This window comes from Roseitalea sp. (genome assembly GCF_984466335.1).
Genome location: NZ_CFIFWG010000079.1, coordinates 1 through 13,482, shown reverse-complemented (window position 1 = coordinate 13,482; position 13,482 = coordinate 1). Strand labels below are relative to the sequence as shown.

Genomic DNA, 13,482 nt, shown 5'->3' with positions numbered 1-13,482 from the left:
TGCGATCCTCGGCCTGGCGACGGCCGTCTTCGCGCTGGCCGCCGGCGGTTTCGCCGCCTGGTTCGTGGTCGGCCAGATCATGGCCCTGCCTTGGACCTTCCGGCCCGAGATCGCCGTCATGACCATCCTCACCGCTTTGGTTTGCACCATCGGTTTCGGCCTTCTGGGGACCTGGCGGGTTCTGGGACAGAAGGCCGCGCCGGTCCTGCGCAACCTGTGATGCCGTTCACGAACGGTTAACCATCGCCGCCCGACCCCGATCGTCGGGGGCGCTTCAAAGCCCGTCTTCGCCGCCGGATCGGGCGCGTTCTTCTTGTAAAATCTGTCCGCAGGTCTCATATTGACGTCAGGCATGCTGGAGGTCCCGCCAGCGGCGCCTCGGTGTGCGTGCGCCACGCGGCCGGACACCCGACGGGACAAGAAGGCTAAACGAGGACGACATGGCTGAACTCCGCAACGTTCAATCACAGACGGGCTACGGTGCCCGCTCTTATGACGCCAGCATCGATGCGGGCCTTCGCGCCTATATGGTGCGCGTCTACAACCTGATGGCGCTGGCACTGGGTCTCACCGCGATGTTCGCCGCCGGCACCGTGCTTCTGGCAACCACCGGCAACCCGGCCGCGGCGACCGCCTCGCTGCCCAACGGCACCATGCTGACGGCGCTCGGCACCGTGATTTACGCTTCGCCCCTGCGCTGGGTGCTCTTCCTGGCGCCGCTGGCGATCGTGTTCTTCATCAGCTTCAGGATCGACCGGATCGGGGTGGGCACCGCGCAGATGGCCTTCTGGGCCTTTGCCGCGCTGCTCGGCATCTCGCTGTCATCCATCTTCCTGGTCTACACGTCGGGATCGATCGTGCAGACGTTCTTCATCACCGCCACCGCCTTCGGTGCTCTGTCGCTCTACGGCTACACCACAAAGCGCGACCTGACGGCGATGGGCTCGTTCCTGTTCATCGGCCTGATCGGCCTGATCCTGGTGATGATCGTCAACATCTTCCTGGCTTCTCCCGCCCTCCAGTTCGCCATCTCGGCGATCGGCGTTCTGGTCTTCGCCGGCCTGACCGCGTACGACACACAGAAGATCAAGGAGATGTACTATGCGGGCGACGGCGCCGCCATTGCCGAAAAGAAGGCCATCATGGGCGCTCTGGCGCTCTATCTGGACTTCATCAACATGTTCCAGTTCCTGCTCTACTTCCTGGGCAACCGCGAATAAGCGGCGCGAACGCGACACGGAACGGGCGGCTCTGGGGCCGCCCTTTTCTTTTGCGCGCTTTTCTGGTTTGTGGCCGCGTTCCGAAGGCACGTCCGATGACAGACCCGTTCCGGCTCTCCGAGGCCGCACAAGCCCATATCGGCGCGATCACCGATATCTATCGTGAGGCGGTGTTGCACGGCACGGCGAGCTTCGAACTCGACCCGCCCGACGAGGCCGAGATGCTGGCCCGGTTCCGCGCGATCCGCGACATCGGCTATCCCTATATCGTAGCGCTGGACGGCGGCGGGGCGCTGCTCGGCTATGCCTATGCGAGCGGCTACCGCGCTCGACCGGCCTATCGGTGGACCGTGGAGGATTCGGTCTATATCGCGCCCGGCGCCAGGGGGCGCGGCATCGGGCGGGCGCTTCTGGCGCAGATCGTCGCACGGTGCGAAGCGCTCGGCTTCCGGCAGATGGTCGCGGTGATCGGCGGCTCGGAGCACACCGCTTCGATCCGGCTGCACGAAACGCTCGGCTTCGCGCATGCCGGCGTGCTGCCCGCGACGGGCTTCAAGCATGGGCGATGGCTCGATTCAGTCCTGATGCAACGACCGCTCGGCAAGGCGGCGACCACCGCGCCCGATCCTGGCGCCTATCCCGGAACGCTCTACCGGTCGGCCTGACCGATCCGTCAGTTCGACCGGACCAGCTTGAGCGGCCGGTCGAACAGCTTGAGCACATGGGCCAGGTCGTGGCCGCGCTTCAGGACCGTGCCCGAAGCGTTGACGATCGCATAGGCGCCTTGCCTGCGGGATCGTCTGGGGATCTTCTCGATTCGGTAGAGCGGCATTTCGCAGGTGCGCCGGAACACCGAAAAGACGGCACGGTCCTTCAGATGGGAGAGGCCGTAGTCGCGCCATTCGCCGCCGGCGACCATGAAGCCGTAGACCCTGAGAATCTGGTCGAGTTCGCGGCGGTCGAACCGCACTTCGGTCTGCTGGGCCGGGCGGCGCCCCGGGTTGAGCGCAACAACATTGCCGGACGCGCCCGTCGCGCGATCCGGCATCGGCTGCGCCTCGTCATCATCGAAACCGGTTATGTCCCGCCTCCCCATCCTGTCCGCAGCGACCGGGCATGGTCACCCGAAATCCTCCGCCATGCAAGCCGGCCCGAACGGCTCGACGGGATGCCAAGGGCGCGCTCATGCCGCCCGCAGGGGCCTGCAAACGCGTGATGTCATCGCCGCTTTTCGCCCACTCCCACAGGCCCGGGAGGCCACCTTGGAACCAGGAGCGAAGCTCTTTCTTTGCACGTCGCCATCGATTTCCGGCAATCGCGAACATATCCGAAGGTGCCGGCGGTCGGCATTCAGTTCATATGGGTCTCGACCTGTTCGAGAGATGCCTTGAACAGTTGGCCCCGGGCCCTCGCTGTCATCTTGTCGCCGATCAGCGTCTCGGCGGCGGCGATCGACACATCGACGGCCGACGCGCGCACGGCGTTGACCGCATCGATCTCGGCCTGCACGATCTTCTGCTCGGCGAGCGTGGTGCGGCGGGTCACATATTCCTCGGTCCTGGCCTTGGCCTCGGCGGCGATCTGTCCGGCCTCGCTCTTGGCTGCCTCGACGATCGCCTCGGCCTCGCTTTCGGCCTCCTTGCGCTTGCGCTGATACTCGGCCAGCAACTGCTGGGCCTCCTCGCGCAGGCGGCGGGCCTCCTCCAGTTCGCCGCGAATCCTGTCGCCGCGTCCGTCGAGCGCGCCGATCACCAGTTCGTGCACCTTGAAGCGGTACAGGACGGCGAAGAACAGGAAGAGGCCGACGAGGGCCCAGAAACTCGAATCCAACATCATATCGGTCCTCCTGGCGCTACCCGCGCGCGTTTTCGACCGCCTTGGACAGTTCGGCGCGAGTCACCTTGACGCCGACCAGACGCTCGACCACCGCGCCGGTCGTTTCACCTGCGATCACGCCCAACTCGGCCATCGCCTTCTCGCGGATCGCCGCGATATGGCGCTCGGCCTCGTCCAGCCTGGTTCCCAATTCGGCCTCGATCTTCCGGCGTTGGGCCTCGGCCTCGGCCTTGACCTTGTCGCGCGCCTTCTGGCCGATATCGCCGGCCGTGGAGCGGGCCTGCGCCAGTTCCTGCTCATAGGCGACCTGGGCTTCCTCCGCCTGCCTTTGCAGGTCGCGGGCCATGTCCAGATCGCCGGCGATGCGGTCCTGGCGCGTTTCGAGAATCTCGCCGATGCGCGGCGAGGCGACCCTTGAAATGAACCAATAGAAAAAGCCGAAGGTGATCACCAGCCAGAAGAGCTGGGAAGCGTAGGTCGAGGTGTCGAACGGCGGAAACGTGCCGCCGCCCCCTTCGCTTGCGGCTTGCGTTGAGGCGGCCAATGCGGTGGTGACGAACATGGCGGTTTCCCACGAGCGTTGCGGTCGGGGCGCCGCCGATGCGACGCCTGAACGCGCCGGCCGGTGCCGGCGCGCTCCATTCGGTCAGGGATCAGACCGCGAACAGCAGCAGCAGGGCGACGAGCAGCGAGAAGATGCCCAGCGCCTCGGTCACGGCGAAGCCGAAGATCAGGCGGCCGAACTGGCCGTCGGCGGCCGAGGGGTTGCGCAGCGCGCCAGCCAGGTAATTGCCGAAGATCTGGCCCACACCGATCGCGGCGCCGCCCATGCCAAGGCAAGCGATGCCCGCGCCGATGAATTTTGCTGCTTCCGCTTCCATCATAGTCTCCTTTGGATCGAAATTGCGGGATGAGGGGACGAACCGCCGCGCGGCCGTCAGTGACTGGGGTGCAGTGCGTCGTTGAGATAGATGCAGGTCAGGATCGCGAACACATAGGCCTGCAGGAACGACACGAGAAATTCGAGCGCGGTGATCGCGACCACCATGATCATCGGCAGCACCGCGCCGAGGACGCCCACCGCGCCGAACGCGCTCAGCGAGACGACGAAGCCCGCGAACACCTTGAGCGTGATGTGGCCGGCCAGCATGTTGGCGAACAGGCGCACCGAAAGGCTGATCGGCCGCGACAGGAACGAGATGACCTCGATCGCGACGACCAGGGGCACCAGATAGCCGGGCACGCCCTCGGGCACGAACAGGCCGAGGAACTTCAGCCCGTGCTTCCAGAAGCCGTAGACGATCACCGTGCCGATCACCAGCATGGCGAGCGCGAAGGTCACGACGATATGGCTGGTGACGGTGAAGAAATAGGGGAACATGCCAAAAAGGTTGGCGAACAGCACGAACATGAACAGCGAGAAGACCAGTGGGAAGAAGCGCATCCCCTCGCTGCCGGCCGCGTCGCGCAGCATGGAGGCGACGAATTCGTAGGACATCTCCGTCATCGATTGCAGGCGGCCCGGAACCAGCCCGCGATTGGCGCTGCCGAAATAAAGGAACGCCGAAGCGGTCGCCACGGTGGCAACCATGAACAGCGATGAATTGGTGAAGGACAGGTCGAGCCCGGCGACGTTCTCGATCGGCACGATCGTGTTGATCTCGAACTGCTTGATGGGATCTTGCGCCACCGGGCCTGTCTCCGTCCTGTGCTGCCGGTCCGACCGGCCTTGATTGTCAGCGCCGCTCAGTGGCGGCCGTCACGATCTTCCGTCTCATCGGACCCCGCCCCGTCCGGCGGCGTCTTGCGGTCCGGGGCGCGACCGGCAGGTTCGGCGACGACGCCCGCGGCACGCAGCATATTCAGTATGCCGGCCGCAAAACCCAGCATGAGGAAGACGATCATTCCCCACGGGCTCGTGCCGGCGAATGTGTCGAGAAGGTAACCCAGCCCCGCGCCGACAAGTATGCCAGCGACGAACTCGCTGGACAGCTTGAGCGCCTTGCCGAATCCCGACCCCGCTCCCGCTCCCTTCTGCCGTTCCGGCTCGGCGGCGGGGTCCGCGACCCGCCTTTCGGCCAGCGCCTCGTCAAGCGCCCGGCGCCGCTGTTCAAGACCGGCATCGTGGCTCGAGTTGGCGGCGTGCCCGTTCCCGTCCTTGCCGTCCGGTGTCCCTGGTGGCTTAGATGCTGCCATGCCTCTGACCGAACCGCGCGAGACGAGCCCCCGGCCCCCTCAAATTGCGCGCAACATAGTTTCGGTCCGAACATTCGTCAAGGCGGATTTGGCGCCGCAGCACGTGCTTGAATATTAATATATATCAATAATTTAAGAGAGAAAAACCAAATCGTCGCATATGCCTGGAAAGGCTATGGGCCGATTGGCGGCACCGCCGCCGTCAGCTCCAGCCGCCGCCATGGGTGCGGTAGAAGATGTGCAGGCCGATCCGCGTCAGCCGCTTCATCGTGCGCGCCCAGGGCGGATTGACGTAGGTCGCATGATAGTGCGTGGACGAGCCGATCTCGTCGAGCCAGATCTTGCCGGCGGTCGTCGCCATGGCGATGTCCTTGGCCCTTTGCCACATGCGCCGCTCGGTGATCCGCTCGCGGATGCCGTCGCAGGCAAAGGAGAACTGGCAGCGATTGCGCCAATGGCGGTTCTGGTAGACCACGCCGCAGATGGAGCCGGGATAGGCCGGGTTGCGCACGCGGTTCAGGATCACCTGGGCGACGGCGGCCTGGCCGCGCGCGCTCTCGCCGCGGGCCTCGAAATAGATGCCTTCGGCAAGGCATTTCTGCTCGCGATCGGAGAAGACGCGCGGCGGCAGCGGATTGCCGGCCCAGGCGTGGTCGTTTTCGGGCACGGGCGGGATGAAGCGGCCGCGCGCCTGGTTATCCTGTTCGCGCAGAAGGCTCGCAAAGGGGGACCGTTCGGCGAAATCGGGCGCGGGCGGCGCATAGGCCGTCGCCAGCACGTCCGGGACGGGATTGGTCACGAGCCCGGCGATCGCGGTCGGAACCTGCGGCGCGGGATCGGGCCTGCGAACGTGAAAGGCGCCGGCGATCCGCAGTTCCTCGCCCTGGATTTCGGGCTGGACGAAGGCCATCCGCACGCCGCCGTCGATGCTCGGGCGCAGGAGGCTGGACCGCCGCTCCAATATCGAGCCGGCCGAGAAGTCCCTGGGCGGGGCGGACGGAACGACGGCGACGAGCCGGCTGGCCTTGTCGCCGCGGTTGATGCGTTCCTCGTCGGGCGTGCCCGGCAGGACCGTCTTGCCGGTCATCACGGCGACCGGACCCAGGCCGGCGCCGGCGCTCCCCGGCTTGCGGATCGCGCCGGTGATCCCCGGATCGGTCGCGAACCGGACTTCGGCCGAATGGATCGAGCCGACGCCCGACCGGCTGACATGCATCAGCCAGCGCTCGCCGGAGGCCGTATCGAGACCCGAGATCAGGCTCGATACGTCCTGGAGCGAGGTCTGTGCGGGATTGGCGACGAGGACGGCAAGGGCAAACGCGGCCGGCACGACGCACCGCGTGCCAAAAAGACGCAAAAAACGCACAGGCCAACTCCATGAAAGTCAGGCGACGCAACGTAGACAGAAAGCCAGCATGGCGGATTAACCTTGACGGCGCGTTAAGTGACCGGTCACGTTTCGTTAACGGGACGGCAAGATCCCGCACCGCGCGCTCAGCGCCTGCGCCCGGCCTTGTGGGCGAACGGGTTCTCGCTGGTGCGCAGCATCAGCCGCACCGGCACGCCGGGCAGGTCGAAATCGTCCCTGAGCGCATTGGTCAGGTAGCGCAGATAGGATGCCGGCAGCGCCTCCGGCCGCGAGCAGGACAAGACGAAGCCGGGCGGGCGCGTCTTGGCCTGGGTGATGTATTTGAGCTTGATACGCCGGCCCGAGACGGCCGGCGGGGGATGGTGCAGGGCAACGGCGTCGAGCCAGCGGTTGAGCCTTGCAGTCGGCACGCGCCGGTTCCAGACCGCGTGCGTTGCGACGGCCTCCTGCATCAGCCGTTCGAGGCCGTAGCCGGTCTCTGCCGACGCGGGCACGGCGCGCACCCCGCGAATCTGCGGCAAGAGGCGCGCGGTGCGCTCGTGCAGGTCGGCAAGACGGGCCTGCCGGTCTTCGACGAGATCCCACTTGTTGAATGCGATGATCGGCGCCCGGCCTTCGCGCGCGACCAGATCGGCGATCTGCAAATCCTGCTTTTCGAACGGCGCCATGGCGTCGAGAACGACCACCACAACCTCGGCGAACCGGATGGCGCGCAGCGCATCGCCCACCGACAGCTTTTCGAGCTTTCCGGTCACGCGCGCCCTGCGGCGCATGCCGGCGGTGTCGAACAGGCGCATCCTGCGGCCGCGCCACCGCCAGTCGACCGAAATGGAATCGCGGGTGATCCCCGCCTCGGGGCCGGTCAGCAGCCGGTCCTCGCCGATCAGGGCGTTGATCAGCGTCGATTTGCCCGCATTGGGCCGGCCGACGATCGCGATGCGGACCGGCCTGGTGTCGTCATAGGCATCGGGCGCATCCTCGTCGGTCTCGGTGACCGCGACGTCGGTTTCTGCCTCGTCGGCGCCGTCCTCGCCGTCCTGCCGGGCAAGCGCGCGCGCCTCGCCGAGCGCAGCGACGATCGCATCGCGCAGGTCGACCATGCCCTGGCCATGCTCGGCGGAGACCGGCACGGCCTCGCCGAGGCCCAGCGAGAAGGCGTCGTAGAGCCCGGCCTCGGCGCCCCGCGCCTCGGCCTTGTTGGCGACCAGAACGATCGGCTTGCCCGCCCTTCGCAGGATATCGGCGAAGGTGCGGTCGGCCGCGGTCAACCCGTGCCTGGCATCGATCAGGAAGAGGGCGAGGTCGGCCTCGGCGACGGCGAGCTCGGTCTGGGCGCGCATGCGGCCCGGCAGCGTGTCGGACGCGCCCTCCTCAAGCCCCGCCGTGTCGATCACATCGAACCGAAGGTCGACCAGGCGCGCCTCGTGCCGGCGGCGGTCGCGCGTGACGCCCGGTTCGTCATGGACGAGCGCCAGCCTGCGCCCGACCAGACGGTTGAACAGCGTCGACTTGCCGACATTGGGCCGGCCGACAATGGCGGCTGTGAAGGCCATGGCGATCAGCCCTCGGCGACCGCGCCGCTGGCCTCGATCAGTTCGAGCATGAGCCGTGCCCGGCCGGCGATACCCTGCGGCGCGACCTGCTCGGCGACGATCGCGTCGAACAGGCGTCTGGCGTCGGCATACCGGCCGTCCCCGTAGGCGGCGAGCCCCATCGCCTCGCGCGCCGAATGGCGCAAGGGATTGTCCGGTCCCGTCAGTTGCTCGGCGCGGGCGGCGACCTCGGTGTAGCTGCCATGGTCGACCAGCACATAGGCGGCGCGCAGGCGCGCCATGTCGCGCAGGGCGTCGGGCACGGAGCGGTCATCGGCGATGGCATCGAAGCCGGCGACCGCGGCATCGGCCGCGCCCCGGCTGGCCTGGACGGTCGCCGCGCGCATGCGGGCGAGCACGGGATACTGGCCGAAGCCGTCCGCTTCGAGCGCTTCGAGTGCGGCCATCGCCGCATCATGGTCGCCGTCATCGGCCAGGTTGAGCGCTTCGAGGAACCGGTCTCCGGATGCCGACGCCTGGCGCGCGCTGTACCAGTCCCAGGCGCGATAGCCGGCCGTCGCGGCGACGAGCAGCACCGCCGCAGCGACGATGATCACGCCGTAGCGCTCCCAGAATCCCTTGAGCCGGTCGGACCGAAGCTCTTCTTCAACCTCGCGGAAAAAGCCGTCGTCGGACATCGCGCCTATCCAGGAAAAACAAAGCTGAGCGCCGCTTTAGCGGCAAACGGCGCGCAATGTAAGTGGTGCGCCGGTCAGGATATCGCAACCGGGGCCACGCCGAACAGCCGGACATGGTCCTGAAGGATTGGCCAGAAATGAAGGGGCAGGTCGTCGGAGCGGTGGCGCGGGCGCGGCCACCCCTCGTTCCGCGCCCGTCGGCCGTGCGATCTTGACAATGTCAGATCCGCCACCAGCTATGTCCGGACCGCCGATCGCAACCCGCTTCCGTCAAAAAGGCCGCTTTCCCATGTCCGAACGTGTCGTCCTGACCGGTGCTTCCGGTTTCATCGCCAAGCACATCGCCCTCAAGCTGCTGCGGCAGGGCTATCACGTCCACGCGACCATCCGTTCGATGAAGCGGGCCGACGAGGTGCGCGACGCGGTGCGGCCCCATCTGGACGATGCGTCGGTGCTCGACGGCCGCCTGAGCTTCGCCGAACTCGACCTGACAAGGGATGAAGGCTGGCCCGAGGCGCTCAAAGGCGCCGACGTGCTGATGCACACCGCCTCGCCGTTCCCGCTCGCCCAGCCCAAAGATGAGAACGAACTGATCCGGCCGGCCGTCGAGGGCACGCTGCGCGCCCTGAAAGCGGCCAGGGCGGCGGGCGTCAAACGGGTCGTCCTGACCTCCTCCATGGTGTCGGTGATGGAAAAGGACGCGCCTGACAACGGCACCGCCTATACCGCCGCCGACTGGAGCGATGTCAATTCGGCGCGCATCAACCCCTATGGCAAGTCGAAGACGCTGGCCGAGAGGGCGGCGTGGGACTTCATCGAAGAGCAGGCGCCCGAGATGGAACTGACCGCCATCAATCCGGGTCTCGTCCTCGGCCCGGCGCTGGATGCGCATTACGGCACGTCGCTGGGCGTGGTGGAACGCGTGCTCAAGGCCAGGGACCCGATGCTGCCCAATTTCGGCCTGCCGGCGGTCGATGTGCGCGATGTGGCCGACATGCACGTCAAGGCCCTGTCGACACCCGAAACGATCGGCAAGCGGCTGATCGCGGCGGCCGGCTTCATCTGGTTTCCGGAGATCGCCGATACGCTGGCCAGGGCCTATCCGGACCGCAGGATCGTCACGCGGCGGGCGCCGAACTTCGTTATCCGCCTGCTTTCCCTGTTCGACCCGGAGATCAGGACCATCGTGCCCAGCCTGGGCGTGCACAAGGCCATCGACGACAGCCAGACCCGGTCCGTGCTCGCGATGGACTTCCGGTCCGTGGACGAGGCCATCGGCGCGGCCGCGCAAAGCATCGTCGAGACGCAGCGTCCGTAGAGCGCCGGCGCCCTACTCGGCCGCTTCCGGCGCGACGATGCGGCGGACGCGCGCTGCGCAATATTTGAACTCCGGGATCTTGCCGAACGGGTCGAGCTGCGGGTTGGTCAGGACGTTGGCCGGGCTTTCGTTGAAGCAGAACGGCATGAAGACCATCCCGTCGGCCACCTCGCGGTCGGCGCGCAGTACGGCGTTGACCGTGCCGCGCCGGGTCTCGACGGCGATCATCTGGCCCACGGTGAAGCCGTGCCGGCCGATCTCGCGCGGGTTCATGGCCGCGATGCCCTCGGGCTCGATATCGTCGAGCACAGACGCGCGGCGGGTCATCGCGCCCGTGTGCCAGTGTTCGAGCAGGCGGCCGGTGGTCAGCACCAGCGGGAACGCCTCGTCGGGCACCTCGTCCGGCGGGCGCAGGTCGGCCGGCACCAGCTTGCCGCGCCCGTCCGCCGTCGGAAAGCCATCCGAGAAGATGACCTCGTTGCCGAACCCGCCCGGCTCGTCGACCGGATAGGTCACGCTGTCCTCCGCAAGAAGCCGTTCCCAGGAGATATGCTTCAGAGACGGCATCAGCGAGGCCATCTCCGCATAGACCTCGCCGATGTCGCCATAGGTCCACTCAAGGCCGATGCGCCGGGCCAGTTCGACGATCAGCTCCCAGTCCTGGCGCGCCTCGCCCGGCGGGTCGAGCGCCGGCCGGCCGATCTGGACCTGCCGGTTGGTGTTTGTGTAGGTGCCCCATTTTTCCGCCTGCGCCGAGGCGGGCAGCACCACATCGGCATGCCAGCAGGTCTCGGTCAGGAAAATGTCCTGCACCACCAGGTGATCGAGCCTTGCGAGCGCGGCGCGGGCATGGTGCTGGTCGGGGTCGGACATGGCCGGGTTCTCGCCCATGATGTACATGCCCGAAATGTCGCCCGCATGGATCGCGTCCATGATCTCGACCACGGTCAGACCGCGCCTGGGATCGAGCGGGCGGCCCCATAGATCCTCCATCCTGCCGCGCACATCGGGGGCCTCGACCGAGATATAGTCGGGGAAGAACATCGGGATGAGCCCGGCATCGGAGGCGCCCTGCACATTGTTCTGACCGCGCAAGGGGTGCAGGCCGGTGCCCGGACGCCCGACATGGCCGGTGATCAGCGACAGGGCGATCAGGCCGCGCGAATTGTCGGTGCCGTGCGTGTGCTGCGAGATGCCCATGCCCCAGAAGATGATGGAGCGCTCCGCGCCGGCATAGGTGCGCGCGACCGCGCGCAGCATGTCCGCCTCCACCCCGCAGACCTCGGCCATCGCCTCGGGCGCGAAATCCTTCACCTTTGCCCTCAGTGCCTCGAAGCCGTCGACGTTCGCCTGCACATACTGGGCGTCGTACAGCTTCTCCTCGATGATGACGTGCAAGAGCGCGTTCAGGAGCGCGACGTCGGAGCCGGCCTTGAACCGGATCGGATGGGAGGCGTGGCGCATCAGGTCCTGCCCGCGCGGATCGATGACGATCAGCTTTGCGCCCCGCTTTGCAGCCTGCTTGAAATAGGTCGCCGCGACCGGATGGTTGGTCGTCGGCCGCGCGCCGATGACGACGATGCAATCGGCCTTCATCGCGTCTGTGAACGGGGCGGACACCGCGCCCGAGCCCACCCCTTCCAGGAGCGCGGCCACCGAGGAGGCATGGCAAAGGCGCGTGCAATGGTCGACATTGTTGGTGCCGAACCCCTGCCGAACCAGCTTCTGGAACAGATAGGCCTCTTCGTTCGAGCCCTTGGCCGAGCCGAAGCCGGCCAGCGCGCCGCCGCCGCGTTCATCGCGGATCTTGGCCAGGCCCGAGGCGGCGTGCTCCATCGCCTCCTCCCACGTCGTCTCGCGGAAAATGTCGGAGACCTGCATGAAGCGCATGTCGATGTCGCCGGCCTTGGGCGCATCGTCACGGCGGATCAGCGGCCGGGTCAGCCGCTCGGGGCTCATCGCATAGTCGTAGCCGAACCGGCCCTTGACGCACAGCCGGTTCTCGTTGGCCGGGCCGTCGCGCCCGTCGACCTGGACGATCCTGTTGTCCTTGACGTTGACGGTGGTCTGGCAGCCGACGCCGCAGAAGGGGCAAACCGAGTCGACCGACGCATCGAACCGCCGCACGGCGCGCGTGCGGCCGGCCTCGTCCATCAGCGTCTTCTCGTAGAGCGCGCCGGTCGGGCAGGCCTGCACGCATTCGCCGCAGGTCACGCAGGTCGAAAGGCCCATCGGGTCGTGAATGTCGAAGACGGGAATGGCGTGATGGCCGCGCCCGCCCATGCCGATCACGTCGTTGACCTGCACCTCGCGGCAGGCGCGCACGCACAGGCCGCAGGCGATGCAACTGTCGAGATTGACCGCGATGGCGGGATTGGTGAGGTCGTTGACGGCGGGGCGGCCGCCCTCACCTTGAGCCTGTCGAAGGGTCGAGGGCGCCGCTGCCTCCCCTCGTGCTTCGACAGGCTCGGCGGGGGAGGACAAAAACTTCGAGGGCAGGCGGTCCGAGCCGGCAATGCCCATCGTCCCGGCCCATTGCCAGAAGGCGGACTGATTGTCCGGGCTTTGCCCGGGCGGCGGCATGTCGGCGGCCAGCATCTCGAACACCATGCGGCGCGCCCTGTCGGCGCGATCGGTGTCGGTCCTGACGACCATGCCCTCGGCCGGTGTGCGGATGCAGGAGGCGGCGAGCGTCCGCTCGCCGTCGATCTCCACCATGCAGGCGCGGCAGTTGCCGTCCGAGCGATAGCCGGGCTTGTCGAGATGGCACAGGTGCGCAATGCGCGTACCCGCCCGCTTCGCCACTGTCCAGATGGTCTCGCCCGGCTCGGCGGTTACGGTTTTTCCGTTCAGCGAAAAACTGACAGATCTCGTCACGATCGCATCTCCCAAAGTCAATCAACAGCAGGCGCCCGCCCGGGGCCGCGAACGCCAAGCCAAAGGCCGCATCGATCCTGCGCGAAGCGCTGGTCGCTGCGCGTGGCGAAATCGGTCGAGAACAAAAGCGCGTAAGCGCCATGGATGGCCAGACCGGACAGCGCGCCGACCCGGGTCAAGAGACGGGCTTCAGGCATTGATGTGCGGACTCATCCGACAAGATAGCGAAAGCCACCGAATATGATGGCAAGTGAAATCACGCCGGCAACCTGATAACGCAGCATCTTTTCGGCCAAATCCTTGCGCACTGCCTCCAGATCGCGCTGTACCTCCAGACGCAGCTTTTCAACGTCGGTGCGAACTGCCTCAATGTCGCTTTTCAGGTCGGCGCGCACCTTCTCGATCTCCAGGCGCACTGCTTCGATGTCCTTCTTCG

General features: G+C 66.8%; 15 protein-coding genes. 4 read left to right on the top strand and 11 right to left on the bottom strand.

Going from position 1 to position 13,482, the window contains the following annotated elements; all coding sequences use genetic code 11:
- The 3 genes from AC5E6L_RS08895 to AC5E6L_RS08885 all read left to right on the top strand — a co-directional run.
- The coding region (locus AC5E6L_RS08895; RefSeq protein WP_491772704.1) for a hypothetical protein at positions 1-220 on the top strand (220 nt) is incomplete at its 5' end.
- A 220-nt stretch (positions 221-440) separates the two neighbouring features.
- Positions 441-1,220, top strand: coding sequence for a Bax inhibitor-1/YccA family protein (locus tag AC5E6L_RS08890; protein ID WP_491228779.1), 780 nt, complete (start codon positions 441-443; stop codon positions 1,218-1,220).
- A 95-nt stretch (positions 1,221-1,315) separates the two neighbouring features.
- Positions 1,316-1,885, top strand: a complete 570-nt coding sequence (locus tag AC5E6L_RS08885; RefSeq protein WP_491772701.1) for a GNAT family N-acetyltransferase — start codon at positions 1,316-1,318, stop codon at positions 1,883-1,885.
- An 8-nt stretch (positions 1,886-1,893) separates the two neighbouring features.
- Here the strand turns inward: AC5E6L_RS08885 and AC5E6L_RS08880 are convergent, their stop codons facing one another.
- From AC5E6L_RS08880 to AC5E6L_RS08840, 9 genes are all read right to left on the bottom strand, one after another.
- Entirely contained in the window at positions 1,894-2,268 is a 375-nt protein-coding gene (locus tag AC5E6L_RS08880) for a DUF2794 domain-containing protein (RefSeq protein ID WP_491228781.1), read from the bottom strand.
- A 302-nt stretch (positions 2,269-2,570) separates the two neighbouring features.
- Positions 2,571-3,050: a F0F1 ATP synthase subunit B gene (locus AC5E6L_RS08875; RefSeq protein WP_491772706.1), complete on the bottom strand. Its 480-nt coding sequence runs from the start codon at positions 3,048-3,050 to the stop codon at positions 2,571-2,573.
- Between the two features lie 22 nt (positions 3,051-3,072).
- A complete protein-coding gene (locus tag AC5E6L_RS08870; protein ID WP_491772699.1) occupies positions 3,073-3,618 on the bottom strand; it encodes a F0F1 ATP synthase subunit B in 546 nt (181 codons plus the stop codon).
- Between the two features lie 91 nt (positions 3,619-3,709).
- Positions 3,710-3,937, bottom strand: a complete 228-nt coding sequence (locus tag AC5E6L_RS08865; protein ID WP_491228783.1) for a F0F1 ATP synthase subunit C — start codon at positions 3,935-3,937, stop codon at positions 3,710-3,712.
- 56 nt (positions 3,938-3,993) lie between these two features.
- Positions 3,994-4,746, bottom strand: a complete 753-nt coding sequence (locus AC5E6L_RS08860) for a F0F1 ATP synthase subunit A (protein ID WP_491228784.1) — start codon at positions 4,744-4,746, stop codon at positions 3,994-3,996.
- Between the two features lie 56 nt (positions 4,747-4,802).
- The gene (locus AC5E6L_RS08855; protein WP_491772697.1) at positions 4,803-5,252 is read right to left on the bottom strand and encodes an AtpZ/AtpI family protein; all 450 of its coding nucleotides are present in this window, start codon (positions 5,250-5,252) and stop codon (positions 4,803-4,805) included.
- Positions 5,253-5,454: 202 nt separating this feature from the next.
- Positions 5,455-6,582, bottom strand: a complete 1,128-nt coding sequence (locus AC5E6L_RS08850) for a cell wall hydrolase (protein WP_491772695.1) — start codon at positions 6,580-6,582, stop codon at positions 5,455-5,457.
- Between the two features lie 164 nt (positions 6,583-6,746).
- Entirely contained in the window at positions 6,747-8,174 is a 1,428-nt protein-coding gene (der, locus tag AC5E6L_RS08845) for a ribosome biogenesis GTPase Der (protein ID WP_491228787.1), read from the bottom strand.
- A 5-nt stretch (positions 8,175-8,179) separates the two neighbouring features.
- Positions 8,180-8,851, bottom strand: coding sequence for a tetratricopeptide repeat protein (locus tag AC5E6L_RS08840; RefSeq protein ID WP_491228788.1), 672 nt, complete (start codon positions 8,849-8,851; stop codon positions 8,180-8,182).
- A gap of 289 nt (positions 8,852-9,140) precedes the next feature.
- Here AC5E6L_RS08840 and AC5E6L_RS08835 point away from each other — a divergent pair, with 289 nt between their 5' ends.
- Positions 9,141-10,169, top strand: a complete 1,029-nt coding sequence (locus tag AC5E6L_RS08835) for an SDR family oxidoreductase (RefSeq protein ID WP_491772692.1) — start codon at positions 9,141-9,143, stop codon at positions 10,167-10,169.
- Between the two features lie 12 nt (positions 10,170-10,181).
- On the opposite strand, the gene fdhF is transcribed toward AC5E6L_RS08835, so the two are convergent.
- Both fdhF and AC5E6L_RS08825 read right to left on the bottom strand, forming a co-directional pair.
- Positions 10,182-13,046, bottom strand: a complete 2,865-nt coding sequence (fdhF, locus tag AC5E6L_RS08830) for a formate dehydrogenase subunit alpha (protein WP_491772690.1) — start codon at positions 13,044-13,046, stop codon at positions 10,182-10,184.
- 209 nt (positions 13,047-13,255) lie between these two features.
- Positions 13,256-13,482 (bottom strand): hypothetical protein (locus AC5E6L_RS08825; protein WP_491772688.1); only part of this gene is annotated, 227 nt, incomplete at its 5' end.

Excerpts from the sequence above, each read along its gene's own strand:
- AC5E6L_RS08870 (WP_491772699.1), bottom strand. The coding sequence starts at position 3,618 with ATGTTCGTCACCACCGCATTGGCCGCCTCAACGCAAGCCGCAAGCGAA.
- AC5E6L_RS08855 (WP_491772697.1), bottom strand. The coding sequence starts at position 5,252 with ATGGCAGCATCTAAGCCACCAGGGACACCGGACGGCAAGGACGGGAAC.
- AC5E6L_RS08835 (WP_491772692.1), top strand. The coding sequence starts at position 9,141 with ATGTCCGAACGTGTCGTCCTGACCGGTGCTTCCGGTTTCATCGCCAAG.
- AC5E6L_RS08865 (WP_491228783.1), bottom strand. The coding sequence starts at position 3,937 with ATGGAAGCGGAAGCAGCAAAATTCATCGGCGCGGGCATCGCTTGCCTT.
- AC5E6L_RS08880 (WP_491228781.1), bottom strand. The coding sequence starts at position 2,268 with ATGCCGGATCGCGCGACGGGCGCGTCCGGCAATGTTGTTGCGCTCAAC.
- AC5E6L_RS08890 (WP_491228779.1), top strand. The coding sequence starts at position 441 with ATGGCTGAACTCCGCAACGTTCAATCACAGACGGGCTACGGTGCCCGC.
- der (WP_491228787.1), bottom strand. The coding sequence starts at position 8,174 with ATGGCCTTCACAGCCGCCATTGTCGGCCGGCCCAATGTCGGCAAGTCG.
- AC5E6L_RS08885 (WP_491772701.1), top strand. The coding sequence starts at position 1,316 with ATGACAGACCCGTTCCGGCTCTCCGAGGCCGCACAAGCCCATATCGGC.
- AC5E6L_RS08840 (WP_491228788.1), bottom strand. The coding sequence starts at position 8,851 with ATGTCCGACGACGGCTTTTTCCGCGAGGTTGAAGAAGAGCTTCGGTCC.